Here is an 18,308-nt window from a genome sequence, read left to right as displayed (position 1 = left end):
GCGCACGAGCGCCTTTGCCCACCCTACGGCACCGTCACCACGGCACGTCACTCCATCACCAGCGCGACCCGCCCGATCGCCTTGCGGTCGATCAGCAGCCGCATTGCCTTGGCGCAATCCTCCAGCGGCAGGCGATGCGAGATGTTGGGGCGCAGCTTGCCCTGCTCCGCCCATTGCAGCAGCGCCTTCAGGCGCATCTCGCCAAGTGCGGGATTCTTCCGCACCGCTTCTCCCGCGCGCACGCCGAGCACGCTGGCGCCCTTGATCAGCAGCAGATTGGTTTTCGCCGAGCCGATGCCCCCGGTGAATCCGATGACCAGCAGCCGCGCCCCCCAGGCGATGCAACGCATCGAATTCTCAAACACCTCGCCGCCGACGGGGTCGAACACCACGTCGGCGCCGCGGCCGTCGGTGATGCGCTTGACCGCGTCGCGAAACGGTTCGCGGTCGTAGCGCACGAGATGATCGGCGCCGCGCGACTTCGCAATCGCCAGCTTCTCGTCACTCGACGCCGTCGCGATCACGGTCGCGCCCAGCATCTTGCCGATCTCCACCGCCGCGAGACCGACGCCACCGCCGGCGCCATGCACCAGCAACACCTGGCCCGGCTCGACCCGGCCGCGATCGATCAGCGCGTGATAGGCGGTACCGTGGCCGGCGAGATAGGTCGCCGCTTCCGCATAGTCGAAGGTCGAGGGCATCGGCGTGAGTTGCGACGGCGTCACCAAGGCTTCATCGGTGAAGGCACCGTGGCGCATCCTGACGATGACCTTGTCGCCGACAGCGACGCCCTTCACCTCTGCGCCGAGTTCGGTCACGTCGCCGGCGGCTTCCATGCCAGGCGTGAACGGCAGCTCGGGCTTGAGCTGGTACTCGCCGGCCGCCATCAGTACATCCGGAAAGTTCAACCCGGCGGCGCGGATCGCGACCCGAACCTCGCCCGGCTTCAGGGCGCGCGAGGGAAACTCTTCCAACCGCAACATTTCGGGTGCGCCGAGCGCGCGGCAGACGACAGCCCGCACCATCAGGCCGCGCTCGCCTTGTTACGCAGCAGCGCCTCGCGGATCAGCGGCAGGCGATCATTGCCAAAATACATGTCGGTCTTGTTGACGAAAATCGTCGGCGAACCGAACCCGCCGCGCGCGACGACCTCTTCCGTATTGGTTTTGAGCTGGTCCTTGATCGCCTGCTCCGAGATGCCAGCAAAGAATTTCTGCTCGTCGACGCCGACCTTCGTGCAGATCTCGGCCAGCACCGCGTCCTGCGAGATGTCCTTGTCGTCGCCCCAATAGGTCTCGAACAAGGCGGTTGCGAACGGCACCATCGCCTTGCCCAACCAGATGCAGCCGCGCATCGCCTTGACGCTGTTCACCGGAAACACCGTCGGCGGCATCTTGATCGCTAGGCCCGTCGAGCGCGCCCAGTCCTGAAGGTCCTTCTTCATGTAGCGCGCCTTTAGCGGCACCGGCGTCTCCCGCTGCGCGTAGACGCTCGGATTGACGGTGTTGAAGATGCCGCCGACCAGGATCGGCCGCCAGATGATCTCGGCGCCTAGCTCCTTGGCCAGCGGCTGGATATTGTGGAAGGCGAGATAGGTCCACGGGCTGGAGCAGTCGAAGAAGAATTCGATCATGGCGTTTCCTTTGTTTGTATTCGGTACGCTCTCTCCTCCGTCATTGCGAGCGCAGCGAAGCAATCCAGACTGCCGCCGCGGAAAGTTTCTGGATTGCTTCGCTGCGCTCGCAATGACGCACGGCGGGGGCGACTTTTGTTGTTCTGTACCTCGACGTTAAGACATGGCAGACAGAGGCGCAATCACAACCCGCCGGGAGGGACCCATGCTGTTTCCAACGACGATCGCGGGCTCCTTGCCCAAGCCGGAATGGCTCGCCGAGCCCAACATGCTCTGGGCGCCCTGGAAGTCGCAAGGTGACGAGCTTGCACGCGCCAAGCGCGACGCGACGATGCTTGCGGTGAAGGTCCAGGAGGACGCCGGGATCGACATCGTCACCGAGGGCGAGCAGGCCCGGCAGCATTTCGTGCACGGTTTTCTGGAGAAGATCGAGGGCATCGATTTCGCCCACAAGGTCGAGATGGGCATCCGGAAAGATCGCTACAAGGCGATGGTGCCGCAGGTGGTCGCGCCGCTCCGCCTGAAGGGCCGCGTCCATGCCGACGAGGCGCGCGTGGCGCGCACGCACACGAGGAAGAAACTGAAATTCACCCTGCCCGGCCCGATGACCATCATCGACACCATCGCCGATCGTTACTATGGCGATCGGGTGAAAATGGCGTTCGCCTTCGCCGAGCTTTTGAACGAGGAAGCCAAGGCGTTGCAAGCCGACGGTGTCGATCTCGTGCAGTTCGACGAGCCCGCCTTCAACGTCTACATGGACGAGGTCAACGACTGGGGCATCAAGGCGCTGGAGCGCGCCGCGCTGGGGCTCACCTGCGCCACCGCCGTGCACATCTGCTACGGTTACGGCATCAAGGCCAACACCGACTGGAAGGAGACGCTCGGCGCGCAGTGGCGGCAGTATGAGCAGATTTTTCCGGCGATCGATGCGAGCCCGATCCAGCAGGTTGCGATCGAGTGCCGCAATTCCAAAGTGCCGCTTGATCTGCTCGCGCTGCTGAAAAACAAGATCGTGCAGGCCGGGGTGATCGATGTCGCCAGCGATACGGTGGAGACGGCCGAGGACGTCGTCAAGGTGATCGACGCGGTCTCGAAGTTCGTGCCCAAGAGCAACATCATCGCCACCACCAATTGCGGCATGGCGCCGATGCGCCGCGAGATCGCGGAAGCCAAGCTGATGGCGCTCGGCGCCGGCGCCGCGCTCGCGCGCGACAAGCTCGGGTGATGGTGGTGATCCGACCTGTGCTCGTCGCCGCCACTCTGGCTGCGCTTGCGCCGCCGACGCATGCGGAGGACCGCTCCGTTCTGCTGATCTGCAAGGCGATGGTGGAACGCGCTTTGAAGGGTCCGGATGCGGCGAGCGAGGCCGAGCTCGCCCGCTGTCGCCAGGTGATCCGCGAATGGGCACTGCGCGATGCGCGGACGACGGTGGATGAAGAGGGTAAGCCGCTGCGCTAAGGCAACGCGGTCGGATGCAGCACGGGCCGGAAGCCGGCATTCATCGTGCGTAGCGTCGATGGCGGCGTCAGCAGCGTTGCTTCGTCCGGATGCTGCTCCACCGCAACATAACCGGCAGCCGACCACAGCAGCGCCCTGCCCTGCGTGATCAAATAACTCTTGTCGCCCTGCTGCAGCATCGCGCCGTCGGGAAGCTGAGCGACCGGCACCAGCAGAGTGTGAAGCCGCTTCTTGCCGTGATTGAGCCGCTCGTGGTGCAGCACCGTGTCGATGTCGTGCATGCGGACGTCGTGCACGCGGTTGCCCTTCTCCCACGCGGCGCGGAAGCGATTGGCATCGTCGCGTCGACAATAGAAGCAGGGACGATGCCCGGCGGCGAGCGCGGTGGCTTCATCGAGAAAGAACAGCTCGGTCCAGCTCTGCTGCGCCATCACCTCGCGGCGGCGGCCGCGGAATTCGCAGGTGCAGGTGAGCCAAGCCGGCGACGACCAGCGCTTCTTCAGCAGCGTCTTCGTCGCGGGATCATGGATGATGCCGCGATTGCCGGTGAACAGCCCGCGATGCGTGGTGGCGATGATCTCGCCGGTCGGCGTGACGCGGTTTTGCAGGGGCATGGCTGGCTCCGCCCGTCATTGCGAGCGAAGCGAGGCAATCCAGAAATGTCTCCGCGGAAGCAGTCTGGATTGCTTCGCTTCGCTCGCAATGACGGCGATACTTACGCCGCCCCGTCGCGGAGCGGCGGGTGGTAGGAGAGCGCGGTGTCCCAGGGAAAGAAGATCCAGGTGTCCTGCGAGACTTCCGTGATGAAGGTGTCGACCAGCGGGCGCCCCTTCGGCTTGGCGTAGACTGTGGCGAAATGCGCGTCGGGCAGCATCTCGCGCACCAGCTTGCCGGTCTTGCCGGTGTCGACGAGGTCATCGACGATCAGGAGTCCCTTGCCGGTACCGCCCCCGAGCTTCATCGCCTGATCCGAGATGCCCTTGAGGACCTGGAGATCGCCCTGCTTGGTGTGATCGTAACTGGCGATACAGACCGTATCGATCACGCGTACCCCAAGCTCGCGCGCCACGATCGCCGCCGGCACCAGACCGCCGCGGGTGATCGCGATCACCGCGTGAAAGGGGCCAACCTCGTTGAGCCGCCAGGTCAGCGCCCGGCAATCCCGGTGGAACTGGTCCCACGAAACGGGGAAGGCCTTGCCCGCGCGCTCCTGCGCGCTCAGTTCCGGTGCTTCACCAGCCATCATCATCTCCTGCATTCGTCTCCCGGCAGTTCATTTGCTACCGGGTGATGTTCAACCCCGCCAGCATTTCCTTCACCGCCGCCATCGCGGATGCCAGCTTATCCGCATCACGCGAGCGCACCACCAGATTGGTGTTCGGCTTTTGCTCCTCGTCCATGAAGGGATAGCTGCCGATGATGGTGTCGGGGTGCGCGGCGGCGATCGCCCGCAGCGGGCTGCCGATGTCGCCTTCCCGCGCATTGGCGCGGACCGATTCGGACAGCATGCGGACGCCGGATTTCAGCTTGGGCGAGACGATGTCCATCATCGCCTGCATGATCGAGGGCACACCGGCCATCACGATGACATTGCCGATCTTGAAGCCGGGGGCGAGGATGGTCGCGCTCTGAATCAGCTCGGCGCCGTCGGGGATGCGGGCCATGCGCAGGCGGGCCTCGTTGAGGTCCTGCTCGCTCCAGCGCTCGCGGAAACGGGCAACCACCTCGGGGTGGTGGTCGATGCCCACGCCAAAGGCCTTGGCGACGCTGTCGGCGGTGATGTCGTCATGGGTCGGTCCGATGCCGCCGGTGGTGAATACGTAATTGTAACGATGCCGCAGTGCATTCAACGCGGCAATGATATCGTCCTCGTCGTCGGAAACAATCCGGACTTCCTTCAGGTCGATGCCGATATTGGTCAGGTATTCGGCGATGAAGCCGATATTCTTGTCCTTGGTCCGGCCGGACAGGATTTCATCCCCGATGACCAGAATACCCGCCGTGACGATCTCGCTCATACCTAAAGTCCCTCGCTGTCCCACGGAATTTGCCGGGGTAACGCGTTGAAGTCACGCGGTTTTGCTGCCGAAATAAGCAGTCCTCAGCCATTTTTTCAGGCACCTTCCCGGCCATATCCGGCAAATGCCCTTTCTCCATGCTTATCGCGCTGGCCCGCCCCTTGCTACCTCCTCAGAGTCATGCACTCTTGCCGCATGGCCAGGACGTTGCGGTCTTCACCAAGGCCTGACGACCTGTCAAATGGCGCAACGCCTTGCGGGGACAAGTCGGGATCTATGGCAGTCGCGTTTGACGAAATGAACATTCCCGGCGGGGACCTTCGCCCCGCCTATCAGGAGCTGGCGCGCTGGCTCAAGGAGACGCCTCCCGAGGCGCTCGAATATCGCCGCCAGGAGGCCGAGCTCCTGTTCCGCCGCATCGGCATCACCTTTGCCGTCTATGGCGATTCCGAATCCACCGAGCGCCTGATCCCCTTCGACGTGATCCCGCGCATCATGTCCGGCAAGGAATGGTCGCTGCTGGAGAAGGGCCTGAAGCAGCGCGTGCGCGCGCTCAACCTGTTCCTGCGCGACATCTATCACGGCCGCGACATCCTCCGTGCCGAAATCGTGCCCGAAGATCTGATCTTCCAGAACCCGGTCTTCCGCCCCGAGATGAACGGCCAGCAGGTGCCGCACGACGTCTACGTGCACATTGCCGGCATCGACATCATCAGGGTCGATGCCGAGGACTTCATCGTGCTGGAGGACAATGCGCGCACACCGTCCGGCGTGTCCTACATGCTGGAAAACCGCGAGATCATGATGCGGTTGTTTCCGGATCTGTTCGCCCGCCACAGGGTGGCGCCGGTCGAGCGCTATCCGGACGAGCTGCTCTCCGCTCTTCGCTCGGTCGCGCCGAACAGTGCCTCAGGCGAGCCGACGGTCGCGCTGCTCACGCCCGGCGTCTACAACTCCGCCTATTACGAGCACTCCTTCCTCGCCGACAAGCTCGGCATCGAGCTGGTCGAGGGCCGCGACCTCATCGTCAAGAACAACGAAGTGTTCATGCGGACGACCGAGGGCGTGAAACGGGTCGATGTGATCTATCGCCGCGTCGACGACGATTTCCTCGATCCCCTCACCTTCCGGCCCGACTCGGCGCTCGGCGTGCCCGGGCTGATGTCGGCCTACGCGGCCGGCAACATCACGCTCGCCAACGCGGTCGGCACCGGCATCGCCGATGACAAGGCGATCTACTCCTACATGCCGGAGATCGTGAAATTCTATCTCGGCGAGGATCCGATCCTGAAGAACGTGCAGACCTGGCGCTGCCGCGAGCCGAAGGATCTCGCCTACGTGCTGGATAATTTGAGCGAGCTCGTCGTGAAGGAAGTGCACGGCTCCGGCGGCTACGGCATGCTGATCGGCCCTGCCGCGACGAAAGCAACGATCGAAGCCTTCCGCGAGAAGCTCAAGCGCGAACCAGAAGGTTTCATCGCCCAGCCGACGCTGGCGCTCTCGACCTGCCCGACCTGCACGGCCTCCGGCCTCGCCCCGCGCCACGTCGATCTGCGGCCCTTCGTGCTCACCGGCAGCAAGAGCACGACGATCGTGCCGGGCGGGCTAACACGTGTTGCGCTGAAGGAAGGCTCGCTCGTGGTGAATTCGAGCCAGGGCGGCGGCACCAAAGACACCTGGATTTTGGACGAGTAGAGAGATGCTGTCGCGTACCGCCGAAAACCTCTACTGGCTCGCCCGCTATGTCGAACGGGCCGAATACCTCGCGCGCACCATCGATGCGACCCTACGCGTCACCGCGCTTCCCGCCGCCTATATCGGCAAGACCAACGAGTGGGACTCCGCGTTGCTCACCGCCGGCGTCGCGGAAAGCTTCTATCAGACCCACGAGGAAGCCAACGAGCACAACGTCGTCGACTACCTTTCGTTCTCGGCCGACAACCCGTCCTCGATCAGGAACTGCATCGAGGCGGCGCGACTGAACTCGCGTTCGGTGCGCACGGCGCTGACCAGCGAGATGTGGGACACGATCAACTCGGCCTGGATCGAGCTTCAGGCGGTCTGGAGCAAAGGCACTTCCACACGCGAGGACCTCGCAAAATTCCTGCGCTTCGTGCAGGAGACCTCGCTGCGCTTCGACGGCTCGGCCTACCGGACCATGCTGCGCAACGACGCCTACTGGTTCTCGCGCCTCGGCCTGCATCTGGAGCGCGCCGACAACACCGCACGCATCCTCGACGTCAAGTATCACGTGCTGCTGCCCGAAGAGGAGCACGTCGGCGGTCCGCTCGACTTCTATCAGTGGAGCTCGATCCTGCGCTCGGTGTCGGCACTGACGGCCTATCACTGGGTCTACCGCGAGACGCTGAAACCTTGGCTGGTCGCCGATCTGCTGATTCTCAACGGCACGCTGCCGCGCTCGCTTGCCAGCTGCTACGACAATCTCGTTCGCAACCTCGACCAGATTGGCGTCGACTATGGCCGCCAGGGCCCGGCGCAACGCCACGCCCGCGGCATCCGCAACCGGCTGGAACACAGCAACATGAACGACATTTTCCAGCATGGCGTGCATGAATTCATTCAGGAATTCATCACCGACAATTCCAGGCTGGGCGAAATCATCACGAAGCAGTATTTGATCTGACCTTCGTCATTCCGGGATGGTCCGAAGGACCAGACCCGGAATCTCGAGCGATGCTATCGCATCGTCCCGGAATGACGCATAGAAACCATGGTCCACCATGCGCCTGCGAATTTTGCATACCACGACCTATCGCTACGAACCGCCGGCGACGAGCGTGATCCAGATCCTGCGCATGACGCCGGGCAGTCATGACGGGCAATATGTGGCGGAATGGCAGATCGACGTCTCGACCGACACCAAGCTCGACATCCATGAGGACGCCTTCGGCAATGTCACCCATGTGCTGTCCTGCGGGCCGGTCTCCGACATCAAGATCACCGCCGAAGGGCTGATCGAGACCCACGATACCGGCGGTGTGCTGCGCGGCGCCGACGAGCGCTTTCCCGCCGACATGTTTCTGCGCACCACCGATCTCACTACTATCAATCCGGCGATGTCAGCGGTCGCGCGGCAGTTGCGCAGCGAGGCCGAGACCGACAGGCTCGGCTTCCTGCACACGCTGATGTCGCAAATCAGCGACCACATGACCTTCGACGAAGATCCAACCAACAGCGGCACGTCGGCGGCCGAGGCGTTCACGCTCAAGCGCGGCGTCTGCCAGGACTACGCGCATATCTTCATCGCCTGCGCCCGCACCGGCGGCGTGCCGGCGCGCTTCGTCTCCGGACACTTCCTGCGCTCCGACGGCACCGTGCATCAGGACGCCGGCCATGCCTGGGCGGAAGCCTATGTTCCCGATCTCGGCTGGGTCGGCTTCGATCCCGCCAACAGCATCTGCACCACCGACGCCCATGTCCGCGTCGCGATCGGGCTCGATTATCTCGGCGCAGCACCGGTGCGCGGCACCCGCTATGGCGGCGGCGCGGAGACGCTGACGGTCGCGGTCAAGGTCGAGCAGGCCGGCCGCGGCGGCCAATCGCAGTCGCAGTCGCAGCGGCAGAGCTAGCTTCATTCAGGGGCGCATTGGGATTGGACCGGCCCTTTGAAATTGGCTAGTAATTCCGCGCAACTAGCTGTTGCTTGAGCCAAAACGCGTCGGGGACTGGAAATGACCTATTGTTGTGGAATCCTGGTTCGGGACGGGCTGGTCATGATCGCCGACACCCGCACCAATGCCGGCCTCGACAATGTCTCGACCTTCCGCAAGCTGCATATCTTCTCCAAGCCCGGCGACCGCATCATGGCGATCGCCAGCGCCGGCAACCTCGCCATCAGCCAGTCGGTGCTCTCCACCCTGACCGAGGGCCTGGAAGACCCCGACACGGGTGAGATCGAGACGCTGATGAACGCGCCGACCATGTTCCAGGCCGCCCAGCGCATCGGCCGGGCGATCCGGGCGGTGCACGCGACCGAAGGGCCGGCGCTGAAATCCGAGGACGTCTCCTTCGACGTCTCCTTCCTGTTCGGCGGCCAGATCAAGGGTGCGCGCATGCGCCTGTTCATGGTCTACACCGCCGGCAATTTCATCGAGTGCACCACCGATACACCCTACCTGCAGATCGGCGAGCACAAATACGGCAAGCCGGTGCTCGACCGCGCCATGCATTACGACGTCGAGCTCTACGAGGCGCTGAAGACCGGCCTGATCTCGATGGATTCGACCATGCGCTCGAACCTCGGCGTCGGCCTCCCCATCGACGTGCTGGTGGTGCGCGCGGATGCATGCGACGCCGATCTCAACCATCGCATCGAGGCAGGCGAGCCCTACTTCCACGACCTGCGCTCGCGCTGGTCGGCGGCGTTGCGCGCGGCGCATCAGAATATTCCGCGTCCGCCCTACAAGAACGAAAAAGAACCGAAAACCTGACAACTGAAGAAAAGGCAGGAAACGATGAGCGAAGCAAAAAAGATCGCATTGGTGACCGGTGCGGGCACCGGCGTCGGGCGCGCCGCGTCGCTGGCGCTGATGAACATCGGCTTCACCGTGGTGCTGGTCGGGCGCCGGCTCGACATGCTCGAGGAGACCGCGAAGCTCGGCCCAGCAGGCAAGAGCCTGTGCATCACCGCCGACATGACCAAGCCGGACTCGATCGCCGCGCTGTTCGACAAGGTGAAGGCGACCTGCGGCCGCCTCGACGTGCTGTTCAACAACGCCGGCATGGGCGCACCCGCCGTCAACTTCGAGGACCTCAGCCTCGAGCAGTGGCAGGCGGTGGTGAACACCAACCTCACCGGCCCGTTCCTGTGCACCCAGCACGCCTTCCGCATCATGAAGGACCAGAGCCCGCGCGGCGGGCGCATCATCAACAACGGCTCGATCTCGGCGCATGCGCCGCGGCCGTTCTCGGCGGCCTACACCTCGACCAAGCACGCCATCACCGGCCTCACCAAGGCCTCCAACCTCGACGGCCGCATGTATGACATCGCGGTCGGCCAGGTCGACATCGGCAATGCCGCCACGCCCATGACCGACCGCATGGTCAACGGCCCGGGCGTGCTGCAGCCGGACGGCACCACCAAGCACGAGCCGCGCATGGATGCGAAAGCGGTCGGCGATGCCGTCGCCTACATGGCCGGCCTGCCGCTCGACGCCAACGTGCTGACCATGACGGTGATGGCGACCAAGATGCCGTTCGTGGGACGTGGCTGAACTCAAAACGCGAAAACAACCCCATGCACAGTAGGCGCCAAGGACGCTTACTGCTGCTCGGCTGCAGGGGTGACGCGGCGTAAGTCCGCGCGCTGTCTCCACAATCGTCATTGCGAGCGCAGCGAAGCAATCCAGTCCGTCGTCGCGGCGAGATTCTGGATTGCTTCGCTGCGCTCGCAATGACGGGGGAGAGAGCGAGCCCGCTATTCCAGCGTTTCCACCTGCCGCAGGGTGGGGAACAGCTTCATCCAGAGCAGCGCCACCGCGACGGTGCAGACGCCGCCGAGCACCGCCGCGGGCATGGCACCGAACAGGGCCGCGGTGATGCCGCTCTCGAACTGGCCGAGCTGGTTTGACGCGTTGATGAAGAGGAAATTCACCGCGCCGACACGGCCTCGCATCTCGTCGGGGGTGGCGAGCTGCACCAGCGAGAAGCGGATCACGACGCTGATGGTGTCGGCCGCACCCAGGATCGCGAGCGACAGCACCGACAGCCACATCCAGGACGACAGCGCGAACACGATCGTGGCGACCCCGAACACGATCACCGCCTGGAACATGCGCAGGCCCACATGCCGCGTGATGGCATGGCGCGCCAGCACCATGGTCATCAGCAGTGCGCCGACGGCTGGCGCCGCCCGCAACACGCCGAGTCCCATCGGGCCGGTCTGGAGAATGTCGCGGGCGTAGATCGGCAGCAGCGCGGTGACGCCGCCGAACAGCACGGCGAACAGGTCGAGCGAGATGGTGCCGAGGATCGCCGGATTGCTGCGGATGAAGCGGACGCCGGCAAAGATATTGTCCGAGCTCGTCCCCTCCTTGGCGACCGCCTGCGGGCGCGGCTGGATGAAGCCGGTCAAAATCATCCCGAGGATCCAGAACAGCAGCATCACCGCATAGGCCAGATGCGGTGCGATCGCATAGGCAAAGCCGCCGAGCGCCGGCCCCGTGATGGTCGCGACCTGCCCTGCGCCACTTGCGACTGCCGTTGCGCGCTGGAGCGATCCCTGCGGCGCGATCAGCGGCAAGAGCGCCGCCGTGGTCGGGCTCTCGAAGGCGCCGGCGATGCCAAGCACGAAGGTCGCGACGAAAATCTGCACCTCGCTGACCGCACCGAGATAGGTGATCCCTGCGAGATAAAGCGCGGTCGCGGCTTCCACGAGCTGGCAGAGCTGGACCACGCGCTTGCGCTCAAAACGGTCGGCGGCGTGGCCGGCGACAAAGACGAGCAGCGCGGTGGGCGCAAATTGCACGAGGCCGACCATGCCGAGGTCGAAGGCCGAGCCGGTGAGGTCGTAAATCTGCCAGCCGATTGCGACGGCGGCGATCTGGCTGGAAAAGCGTGACAGGCTGCGCGAGAGCAGGAAGAACAGGAAGGCCCGGTGGCGGAGGAGCTCACCGGCGCTGACCGCCGGACTGGCTGAAACTGGCTGTTCTGGCATCGCCCCTTCGGTCACGCTCGGCTGGTCCGCCCCTGGTATCGAGGTGCCCCGCGTGGCTGACGCCGGCCTGCTTGTCAACAGCGGGCGGCACCTGGGCCATCCGGCATTGCGTTTGCAACGCAGGCGCGGCCATAATCATCGGGGTTTGGGGACATCATGCTGCGGCTGCAATCGACACTCGGCGTTTTCGCATTGCTGCTGATCGCGTTCGCACTGGCGGAGAATCGCCGCGCGGTCTCCGTGCGCCAGGCGCTGATCGGCCTTGTCGTGACCTTCGCCACCGCGATCGTGCTGTTGAAGGTGCCCGTCGTGGCGCATGCCTTCGGCGCCATCAATGACGCGGTCGGCGCCATCTCCGCGGCCTCGCGCGCCGGCTCCTCATTCGTGTTCGGCTATGTCGGCGGCGGTCCCCTGCCCTTCGACCTCAAGGCACCCGGCGCCGATTTCATCCTGGCGTTCCAGGCGCTGCCGATCGTGCTGGTGATGAGCGTGCTGACCACGCTGCTGTTCTATTGGCGCGTGCTGCCCCCCATCGTGCGCGGCATGGCCTGGCTGCTCGAGCGCACGCTCGGCGTCGGCGGCGCGGTCGGGCTCTCGACCGCCGCCAACATCTTCCTCGGCATGGTCGAGGCGCCGCTGTTCGTGCGGCCGTACCTGGCACAGATGAGCCGGAGCGAATTGTTCCTGGTGATGACCGGCGGCATGGCGGGCATCGCCGGCACCGTGCTGGTGCTCTATGCGACGCTGCTGGCGCCGCTGATCCCCGACGCGGCCGCGCATTTCGTCATTGCCTCCGTGCTGGGCGCACCGGCCGCGATCCTCGTCAGCCTGATCATGGTGCCGGAGACATCCGGCAAGCGCACCGGCGGCGCGCTGGAAGATCCCGAGATGGAAGTCTCCAGCACGATGGATGCGATCGTGAAGGGCACGGGCGCGGGGATCGAGCTGCTGATCAACATCGTCGCGATGCTGCTGGTGCTGGTGGCGCTGGTCTACCTCGTCAACGCCATCCTCGGCCTGCTGCCAAACATCGGCGGCGCCGCAATCTCGTTGCAGCGCCTGCTCGGCCTCGTGATGGCGCCAGTGTGCTGGCTGATGGGGCTGCCCTGGGATCAGGCCGTCACCGCCGGCAGCCTGATGGGCACCAAGACCGTGCTCAACGAACTGATCGCCTATGTCGACTTCTCGAAGCTGCCGCCGGGCACGCTCGATCCGCGCTCGCGCCTGATCATGCTCTACGCGATGTGCGGCTTCGCCAATTTCGCCAGCCTCGGCATCATGATCGGAGGGCTCGGCGTCATGGCACCGGAGCGGCGCGACGAAATCAATGCGCTCGGACTGAAGTCGATCGTGTCAGGCACGCTGACGACGTGTCTGATGGGCGCGATCGTGGGGGTGTTGACGTAGGTCTCTCCGCCGTCATTGCGAGCGAAGCGAAGCAATCCAGAAATGCATCCTTGGAGATAGTCTGGATTGCTTCGTCGCACCAGCGCAAAATCGCTTCGCGATTTTGTCGCGGGCTCCTCGCAATGACGGCGGAGAGAGTCTAAGCCAAAACTGCAGCCACGGTACGAAATGCCGCGACCGCGCGATCAATATCGGCGTCGTCGATATGGCGATGGGTCACACAGCGCAGGCGATGCCGCCCCCAGGGCCTCGCCTTCAGCCCCGCCTTCTCGAGCGCCCCTGACCACGCGGCGCTGTCGCGCCCGGAGAGAGAGACATCGACCTGCACGATATTCGTCTGTGGGATTGTCGCGCTGAGCTTTGGACCGATCGCGTTCAGCGCATCACTCAGGGTTCGCGCACGCCGGTGGTCCTCGCCCAGACGCGCACCCATGACCTGAACCGCCTCCAGGCCGGCGGCAGCCAGGATGCCGATCTGGCGCTGCGTGCCTCCCAGCATACGGCGAAACCTGCGGCTCCGGTCGATCACGGCGCGCGGCCCGGCGAGCACAGCGCCGGCCGGCGCACTCAGGCCCTTCGACAGACACAGCGAGACCGTGTCGCTATGCCTCGCAACCTCGGCCGGCACCGTTTCAAGGGCGACCGCGGCGTTGAAGAGCCGCGCGCCGTCGAGATGCACCGGGACGCCGCGAGCCGAGGCCATGGCGTGCACGGCCTGCATATGCTCCAGCGGCAGCACGGCGCCGCTTGCGTTGTTGTGCGAGGTTTCCATCGCGACAAGGGCGGTCCTGAGCTTGAGCCCTTCGCCCTGCAAGGCGTCTTCCAGCAAATTCAGGTCCATCGCGCCGTCGCTACCGGCAATGGCGAGGTAGAACTGCCCAGTAAACGTCGCCGCCCCTCGTTCGGAGCTGTACATATGGGCATTCGCCTCCAGCACGATCTGTTCGCTGCGCTGCGACTGCGCCAGCGTCGCCAACAGATTGGCCATGGTGCAGCTCGGCACGAACAGGCCGGTGTCCTTGCCCAACGCCGCAGCTGCGACGGCCTCCAGCTCCTGCACCGTGGGGTCGCCATCCAGCCCGTCATCACCGAGCGGCGCCGAGGCCATGCGGGCATACATCGCATCGGTCGGCTTGGTGACCGTATCGCTGCGCAGGTCGATCGGTGGCGACCCAGCGCCCGCCAGACTCGTGTCGTGTTGTGCCATTGCGATAACCTCTAAAGCGCTTGGCGCGTCATTCGTAGGCTGCCGGATCGCCGGAATCGGTCGGGTTAGCCAGCACCCGCTTGAGGGCGGCGCTCATCGGAAATTTCAGGTTGAGGCCATGCGGCGGGATTGGTGAATTGAAATATTTGTCGTACAGCGCCGCAACCTGTCCGCTCTTCATCAGGTCGATCACGGCGTCGTCGACCACCTTCTTGAAAGCAGGATCGTCCTTGGGTTCGACGATACCGTAAGGCGCCATCTCGAGACCCTTGCTACCGATCAGGTAGTCATCCGGCGTCCTGGACGAGGCGACCGTGGCATAAGCGAGACCGTCATCGTTGGCTGAGCCGGCCACCCGGCCCGTCGACACCAACAAGAAGGTCTCGGCGGTGTCCTTGGCTGGCACGACCGTGATGCCGAGATTGTTCCTGGCGTTGATCAGCGTAATCACCTTGAAAGTCTGGCCGCCGGCTTGGGCGGAGATGGCCTTGCCGCGAAACGAAGTGGGGTCGTTGACATCGACCCCACCATCCCTGCGCGCGACGAGGACGACCTGCGCAACGAAGGTGGTGGGAGCAAAGGCGGCAAGTTTATGCCGCTCGACATTATTGGTCGTGTTGCCGCATTCGAGATCGATCGTCCCGTTGGCGAGCAGCTGAATGCGTGTCGCCGAGGTGATGGGGTTATAGCGAATCTCGAGCTTGGGGAGCTTGAGGGCCGTCTTCATCGCCTGCACCACGTGTTCGCAGATCTCCACGGTATAGCCGATCGGCTTCTGGTTACCGTCGAGATAGGCGAAAGGCACCGAGGTCTCGGGATACCCCAATGTGATCGAGCCGCTCTCACGGATCTTGTCCAGCCTGCCCGCACCCTGAGCGATGGCCTCGCCGGAAAGAAGACCTGCAGCGACGGTCGCCGCGGCGAGTGCCTTGATCGTTGTCGCTTTCATGTCGTCCCTCTCTTGGCAAATGTCCGTGCCGCCGTCCGCGCTCGGTGAGCAACGACAGGACGGCTCCGTGCGAACGGCGTCACGCTCTGGACTATCGTCCAAAAGCCCGATCTGATGAAATTCCAGTTTCACACTCCCTTATACGGATTTGATATGGCCACCAGACGCATGGGCTTGAAGCATGTGGAGGCTTTTCGGGCGGTCTTCGTGACGGGATCGATGACGCAGGCGGCTCAGCGCATGCATACCTCGCAACCCCAGATCAGCCGCCTGATCGGACAGTTGGAGGCGATCACGCAATTCCCGCTGTTTGACCGCAGCGGCGGCCGCCTCCGTCCGACCGTGGACGGATCGCGCTTTTTCCAGGAGGTCGAGAAGACTTTCATCGGCCTGGCGGGACTGGAGACCAGCGCAGCCAGCATCCGCTCGTTCGGCATGGGTCGGCTAAGCGTTGCGGCGATGCCGCGCCTGGCCGGCGGCCTGCTGACGCGCATCGCGACGCGCTTCAAGGTCGACTATCCGCATGTGATGATCTCGATCCGATCCGGCTCGGCGAGCGCCGTGCACGACTGGGTCAGTTCCGGGCTTTGCGACACCGGGCTCGCAATGCTTTACGGCGAGGTTGCGGGGGTGCATGTCGAGCCGGTGCTCAAGACCCGTTGCGTCGCGATCATGCCGAAGGCGCATCGTCTTGCGCAGAAGAAGACGCTGCGCCCTGCCGATTTCGCCAATGAGGCCTTCATCTCCTTCGCCACGGGGAGCCCGCTCCACGATCGCATCGATATGATCTTTGCGCAGGCCGGCGTCACGCGCCGCGTCGTTGCCGAGACCGATCTGGGCGCATCTGTCTGCGCCCTGGTCGCGGCGGGTCTCGGCATCAGCATCATCAACCCGATTGCCGCGCATGACGAGAGCTCTGGCGCGGCCCTGATTGCGCGCCCCTTCAACCCTGCTGTCCCCGTCACGATTGCGCTGCTCTATCCGCCCTATGCCGCGCGCGGCCGGTTGATCGATGTCTTCGGCGAATATGCGCGCAGGATCATGAGCGAGGAGCTGGGCTATCTCGAGCGGTAGTCGGGGGGCCCGTCATTGCGAGCGCAGCGAAGCAATCCAGAATCTTTCCGCGGCGGCGGTCTGGATTGCTTCGTCGCAAGGGCTCCTCGCAATGACGACGGAGCGAGTCGGGCCGCTACGCCTTCAACTCCACCGTCTTGAACTCCGCAGGCAAAATCACCTCCAGTAACTCCACGTCGTCAGAATAATCCAAGATCATGTGCTTGATCTTCGGCGGCTGGGTCCAGGCGCTGCCTTCCTTCATCAAGGTCTCGCCCTGCCCGTCCATGTAGGTCTTCACCCAGCCCTTGAGCACGTAGACCATCTGGAAGTCGACGTCGTGGAAGTGCAGTTTTGAGACCTCGGCCGGATCGCAGGGGCCTTGCAGGCGGATCACATGGGCTTGCGCGAGGCCATGGCTTGCAGCGGCGATGCCGAGGTCGCGGTATTTTGCGTAGGCGCGCAGACCGTCGGCTTTGAAATCTTCCTCGCGATGGTGGCTGATAGCGATGCGCTGCTTCGGGCGCGCGGGTTTCTTCGTTGCGGCCTTGGTTGTTGTCTTGGCGGGCGTCGTGCGCGCCTTCGCTTTCACGGCTTTGCGCGCGGAGGATCGCGCGGCGGATTTGGCGCCGCTCCGCTTCTTCACCGCAGTCTGGGCTGCGCTGCGCGATTTTGTTTTCTTGCTTGTTTTCTTGCTTGTCTTCTTGGCCATGGGCCGGCCTCCCCTGGTGTTATCGGGAAAGGCTAGCACGGAAACATATCTCGTAGGGTGGGCAAAGCGGGAAGCGTGCCCACCATTGCAAATGGAAGCGCGAAGAGATGGTGGGCACGGCGCGCGAAGTGCGCGCCTTTGCCCACCCTACCGCACCGCCCAAGCCCTCAATTCAGCCGGAACACGCCATCCACGGCGCGCAGCTCGGCGGGCTTGATCAGCTTGGAATGCGCGACCGTCACCGAGTGAAGCGGGCCGTCGAGCTTCTCTTCCCAGAACGCCAGGAAATCCTTCAGCGCCGGGAATTTCGGAAACATGTCGTAGTTCTGCCAGACATAGGTCTGAAGCAGCGAAGGATGATCCGGCATCCGATAGAGAATCTGTGCCGTCGTCAGCCCGTAACCCAATAGCTGTTTCCGGAAATCGTCGGAAACGGCGCCCGCCCGCAAGCCCATGCCAACCTCCTTTGCAGGAGCGCATATTCAGGGATGGCTTGCCGGTACGCTGCTGACGAGCCACCCGGTGGAGATGCGCTCACATGAGAGAAATGTGACGCAAACTGACAATCCATCTCAAGCCCAAAAGTTTAACAAGCTGTTGAAATTCAATGCGTTAGCAGCAGACGCGGCTCCGTGCTAATACGGCCCCAAGGGCCCTCCAAGACCGGTTAACGATGGTAAAGGGATTCTGGCAGACAGGCCTTCTGAGTGCCGATTTTTCTGCTAGAAGCCCTTGCCCCCGCAAAATTCCTGTCCTATTTCAGCCCCGCCTGTGCTAGCACTCGTGGGCACAGACTGCTAACGCCTAAAAATTCCCATACCGTGCAACTACTTAGGAGGACTGCATGAAATTCCGTCCGCTTCACGACCGCGTCGTGGTCAAGCGCATCGACGCAGAAGAGAAGACCGCCGGCGGCATCATCATTCCCGACACTGCCAAGGAAAAGCCCTCGCAGGGCGAAATCGTCGCCGTCGGCCCTGGTGGCCGCGACGAAGCCGGCAAGCTGATCCCGATCGACCTGAAGGTCGGCGACCGCGTGCTGTTCGGCAAGTGGTCCGGCACCGAGGTCAAGATCGACAACGTCGACCTGCTGATCATGAAGGAAAGCGACATCATGGGCGTCCTCGACGTCCCCGCTTCCAAGAAGAAGGCGGCCTAACAGCCCCCTCTCTCCCCCAGCTAAACCCCTCAA

The 18,308-nt window shown here is 63.9% G+C and carries 20 protein-coding genes; 10 read left to right on the top strand and 10 right to left on the bottom strand.

Features of this window, described 5'->3' with window-relative positions; translation table 11 throughout:
* Positions 1–47 precede the first annotated feature (47 nt).
* Positions 48–1,025, bottom strand: coding sequence for an NADPH:quinone oxidoreductase family protein (locus tag ABIC09_RS09065; RefSeq protein WP_354109050.1), 978 nt, complete (start codon positions 1,023–1,025; stop codon positions 48–50).
* Positions 1,025–1,633: a 2-hydroxychromene-2-carboxylate isomerase gene (locus ABIC09_RS09060; RefSeq protein ID WP_148752850.1), complete on the bottom strand. Its 609-nt coding sequence runs from the start codon at positions 1,631–1,633 to the stop codon at positions 1,025–1,027. Before ABIC09_RS09060 ends, ABIC09_RS09065 begins: the two co-directional genes overlap by 1 nt.
* Before the next feature lie 205 nt (positions 1,634–1,838).
* On the opposite strand from ABIC09_RS09060, the gene ABIC09_RS09055 reads away from it, so the two are divergent.
* Together ABIC09_RS09055 and ABIC09_RS09050 are read left to right on the top strand one after the other, a co-directional pair.
* Positions 1,839–2,861 (top strand): methionine synthase, encoded by a 1,023-nt coding sequence (locus ABIC09_RS09055; RefSeq protein ID WP_354109049.1) that lies wholly within the window; start codon positions 1,839–1,841, stop codon positions 2,859–2,861.
* The gene (locus tag ABIC09_RS09050) at positions 2,861–3,094 is read left to right on the top strand and encodes a hypothetical protein (protein ID WP_354109128.1); all 234 of its coding nucleotides are present in this window, start codon (positions 2,861–2,863) and stop codon (positions 3,092–3,094) included. Before ABIC09_RS09055 ends, ABIC09_RS09050 begins: the two co-directional genes overlap by 1 nt.
* Here ABIC09_RS09050 and ABIC09_RS09045 read toward each other — a convergent pair.
* The 3 genes from ABIC09_RS09045 to ABIC09_RS09035 form a co-directional block, all read right to left on the bottom strand.
* Complete coding sequence (locus ABIC09_RS09045) at positions 3,091–3,708, bottom strand: hypothetical protein (RefSeq protein ID WP_354033343.1); 618 nt, start codon at positions 3,706–3,708, stop codon at positions 3,091–3,093. The genes ABIC09_RS09050 and ABIC09_RS09045 overlap by 4 nt on opposite strands.
* Positions 3,709–3,809: 101 nt before the next feature.
* A complete protein-coding gene (gene gpt / locus ABIC09_RS09040; RefSeq protein WP_187435030.1) occupies positions 3,810–4,337 on the bottom strand; it encodes a xanthine phosphoribosyltransferase in 528 nt (175 codons plus the stop codon).
* 37 nt (positions 4,338–4,374) lie between these two features.
* Positions 4,375–5,112, bottom strand: coding sequence for a competence/damage-inducible protein A (locus ABIC09_RS09035; protein WP_148752846.1), 738 nt, complete (start codon positions 5,110–5,112; stop codon positions 4,375–4,377).
* A gap of 276 nt (positions 5,113–5,388) precedes the next feature.
* Here ABIC09_RS09035 and ABIC09_RS09030 point away from each other — a divergent pair, with 276 nt between their 5' ends.
* The 5 genes from ABIC09_RS09030 to ABIC09_RS09010 all read left to right on the top strand — a co-directional run bounded on the left by ABIC09_RS09030 (position 5,389) and on the right by ABIC09_RS09010 (position 10,346).
* Positions 5,389–6,807, top strand: a complete 1,419-nt coding sequence (locus tag ABIC09_RS09030; protein WP_354109048.1) for a circularly permuted type 2 ATP-grasp protein — start codon at positions 5,389–5,391, stop codon at positions 6,805–6,807.
* 4 nt (positions 6,808–6,811) lie between these two features.
* Positions 6,812–7,756, top strand: a complete 945-nt coding sequence (locus ABIC09_RS09025; RefSeq protein ID WP_148752844.1) for an alpha-E domain-containing protein — start codon at positions 6,812–6,814, stop codon at positions 7,754–7,756.
* Between the two features lie 97 nt (positions 7,757–7,853).
* Positions 7,854–8,702 carry a transglutaminase family protein gene (locus ABIC09_RS09020; RefSeq protein WP_354109047.1) on the top strand — a complete coding sequence of 283 codons (849 nt, stop codon included), beginning with the start codon at positions 7,854–7,856 and terminating at the stop codon, positions 8,700–8,702.
* 102 nt (positions 8,703–8,804) lie between these two features.
* Positions 8,805–9,563, top strand: coding sequence for a proteasome-type protease (locus tag ABIC09_RS09015; RefSeq protein ID WP_148752842.1), 759 nt, complete (start codon positions 8,805–8,807; stop codon positions 9,561–9,563).
* Between the two features lie 24 nt (positions 9,564–9,587).
* Positions 9,588–10,346, top strand: a complete 759-nt coding sequence (locus tag ABIC09_RS09010; protein ID WP_148752841.1) for an SDR family oxidoreductase — start codon at positions 9,588–9,590, stop codon at positions 10,344–10,346.
* 203 nt (positions 10,347–10,549) lie between these two features.
* On the opposite strand, the gene ABIC09_RS09005 is transcribed toward ABIC09_RS09010, so the two are convergent.
* On the bottom strand, positions 10,550–11,788 hold the full coding sequence (locus tag ABIC09_RS09005) for an MFS transporter (protein WP_354109046.1): 1,239 nt from the start codon (positions 11,786–11,788) through the stop codon (positions 10,550–10,552).
* Positions 11,789–11,944: 156 nt separating this feature from the next.
* Here ABIC09_RS09005 and ABIC09_RS09000 point away from each other — a divergent pair, with 156 nt between their 5' ends.
* Positions 11,945–13,195, top strand: coding sequence for a NupC/NupG family nucleoside CNT transporter (locus ABIC09_RS09000; RefSeq protein ID WP_354109045.1), 1,251 nt, complete (start codon positions 11,945–11,947; stop codon positions 13,193–13,195).
* Between the two features lie 139 nt (positions 13,196–13,334).
* Here ABIC09_RS09000 and ABIC09_RS08995 read toward each other — a convergent pair whose 3' ends face one another.
* A complete protein-coding gene (locus ABIC09_RS08995; protein ID WP_354109044.1) occupies positions 13,335–14,402 on the bottom strand; it encodes a threonine aldolase family protein in 1,068 nt (355 codons plus the stop codon).
* A 28-nt stretch (positions 14,403–14,430) separates the two neighbouring features.
* Positions 14,431–15,351 carry an amino acid ABC transporter substrate-binding protein gene (locus ABIC09_RS08990; RefSeq protein ID WP_354109043.1) on the bottom strand — a complete coding sequence of 307 codons (921 nt, stop codon included), beginning with the start codon at positions 15,349–15,351 and terminating at the stop codon, positions 14,431–14,433.
* Between the two features lie 153 nt (positions 15,352–15,504).
* Here ABIC09_RS08990 and ABIC09_RS08985 point away from each other — a divergent pair, with 153 nt between their 5' ends.
* On the top strand, positions 15,505–16,425 hold the full coding sequence (locus ABIC09_RS08985; protein ID WP_354109042.1) for a LysR substrate-binding domain-containing protein: 921 nt from the start codon (positions 15,505–15,507) through the stop codon (positions 16,423–16,425).
* A 115-nt stretch (positions 16,426–16,540) separates the two neighbouring features.
* Here the strand turns inward: ABIC09_RS08985 and ABIC09_RS08980 are convergent, their stop codons facing one another.
* Together ABIC09_RS08980 and ABIC09_RS08975 are read right to left on the bottom strand one after the other, a co-directional pair.
* Positions 16,541–17,116: a cupin domain-containing protein gene (locus tag ABIC09_RS08980; RefSeq protein WP_354083843.1), complete on the bottom strand. Its 576-nt coding sequence runs from the start codon at positions 17,114–17,116 to the stop codon at positions 16,541–16,543.
* Positions 17,117–17,283: 167 nt separating this feature from the next.
* Positions 17,284–17,571: an usg protein gene (locus ABIC09_RS08975; RefSeq protein WP_148751551.1), complete on the bottom strand. Its 288-nt coding sequence runs from the start codon at positions 17,569–17,571 to the stop codon at positions 17,284–17,286.
* 389 nt (positions 17,572–17,960) lie between these two features.
* On the opposite strand from ABIC09_RS08975, the gene ABIC09_RS08970 reads away from it, so the two are divergent.
* Positions 17,961–18,275 carry a co-chaperone GroES gene (locus ABIC09_RS08970; RefSeq protein ID WP_027518760.1) on the top strand — a complete coding sequence of 105 codons (315 nt, stop codon included), beginning with the start codon at positions 17,961–17,963 and terminating at the stop codon, positions 18,273–18,275.
* The last annotated feature ends 33 nt before the right edge of the window (positions 18,276–18,308 follow it).

Origin of the sequence: Bradyrhizobium sp. S3.12.5 (assembly GCF_040548225.1) — a bacterium.
In the GTDB taxonomy this organism is placed as follows: Bacteria; Pseudomonadota; Alphaproteobacteria; order Rhizobiales; family Xanthobacteraceae; genus Bradyrhizobium; species Bradyrhizobium cytisi.
Note: the sequence above shows the minus strand (reverse complement) of the source record. Positions and strands in the feature narration are given on the sequence as shown.

What these genes read in the sequence shown, in the direction of transcription:
- ABIC09_RS09000 (WP_354109045.1), top strand. Translation starts at nt 11,945, where the DNA reads ATGCTGCGGCTGCAATCGACACTCGGCGTTTTCGCATTGCTGCTGATC.
- ABIC09_RS09015 (WP_148752842.1), top strand. Translation starts at nt 8,805, where the DNA reads ATGACCTATTGTTGTGGAATCCTGGTTCGGGACGGGCTGGTCATGATC.
- ABIC09_RS09065 (WP_354109050.1), bottom strand. Translation starts at nt 1,025, where the DNA reads ATGGTGCGGGCTGTCGTCTGCCGCGCGCTCGGCGCACCCGAAATGTTG.
- ABIC09_RS09025 (WP_148752844.1), top strand. Translation starts at nt 6,812, where the DNA reads ATGCTGTCGCGTACCGCCGAAAACCTCTACTGGCTCGCCCGCTATGTC.
- ABIC09_RS08995 (WP_354109044.1), bottom strand. Translation starts at nt 14,402, where the DNA reads ATGGCACAACACGACACGAGTCTGGCGGGCGCTGGGTCGCCACCGATC.
- ABIC09_RS09010 (WP_148752841.1), top strand. Translation starts at nt 9,588, where the DNA reads ATGAGCGAAGCAAAAAAGATCGCATTGGTGACCGGTGCGGGCACCGGC.
- ABIC09_RS09060 (WP_148752850.1), bottom strand. Translation starts at nt 1,633, where the DNA reads ATGATCGAATTCTTCTTCGACTGCTCCAGCCCGTGGACCTATCTCGCC.
- ABIC09_RS09035 (WP_148752846.1), bottom strand. Translation starts at nt 5,112, where the DNA reads ATGAGCGAGATCGTCACGGCGGGTATTCTGGTCATCGGGGATGAAATC.
- ABIC09_RS09030 (WP_354109048.1), top strand. Translation starts at nt 5,389, where the DNA reads ATGGCAGTCGCGTTTGACGAAATGAACATTCCCGGCGGGGACCTTCGC.
- ABIC09_RS08985 (WP_354109042.1), top strand. Translation starts at nt 15,505, where the DNA reads ATGGCCACCAGACGCATGGGCTTGAAGCATGTGGAGGCTTTTCGGGCG.
- ABIC09_RS09020 (WP_354109047.1), top strand. Translation starts at nt 7,854, where the DNA reads ATGCGCCTGCGAATTTTGCATACCACGACCTATCGCTACGAACCGCCG.
- ABIC09_RS08975 (WP_148751551.1), bottom strand. Translation starts at nt 17,571, where the DNA reads ATGGGCTTGCGGGCGGGCGCCGTTTCCGACGATTTCCGGAAACAGCTA.
- ABIC09_RS09050 (WP_354109128.1), top strand. Translation starts at nt 2,861, where the DNA reads ATGGTGGTGATCCGACCTGTGCTCGTCGCCGCCACTCTGGCTGCGCTT.
- ABIC09_RS09045 (WP_354033343.1), bottom strand. Translation starts at nt 3,708, where the DNA reads ATGCCCCTGCAAAACCGCGTCACGCCGACCGGCGAGATCATCGCCACC.
- ABIC09_RS08980 (WP_354083843.1), bottom strand. Translation starts at nt 17,116, where the DNA reads ATGGCCAAGAAGACAAGCAAGAAAACAAGCAAGAAAACAAAATCGCGC.
- ABIC09_RS09005 (WP_354109046.1), bottom strand. Translation starts at nt 11,788, where the DNA reads ATGCCAGAACAGCCAGTTTCAGCCAGTCCGGCGGTCAGCGCCGGTGAG.
- ABIC09_RS09055 (WP_354109049.1), top strand. Translation starts at nt 1,839, where the DNA reads ATGCTGTTTCCAACGACGATCGCGGGCTCCTTGCCCAAGCCGGAATGG.
- gpt (WP_187435030.1), bottom strand. Translation starts at nt 4,337, where the DNA reads ATGGCTGGTGAAGCACCGGAACTGAGCGCGCAGGAGCGCGCGGGCAAG.
- ABIC09_RS08970 (WP_027518760.1), top strand. Translation starts at nt 17,961, where the DNA reads ATGAAATTCCGTCCGCTTCACGACCGCGTCGTGGTCAAGCGCATCGAC.
- ABIC09_RS08990 (WP_354109043.1), bottom strand. Translation starts at nt 15,351, where the DNA reads ATGAAAGCGACAACGATCAAGGCACTCGCCGCGGCGACCGTCGCTGCA.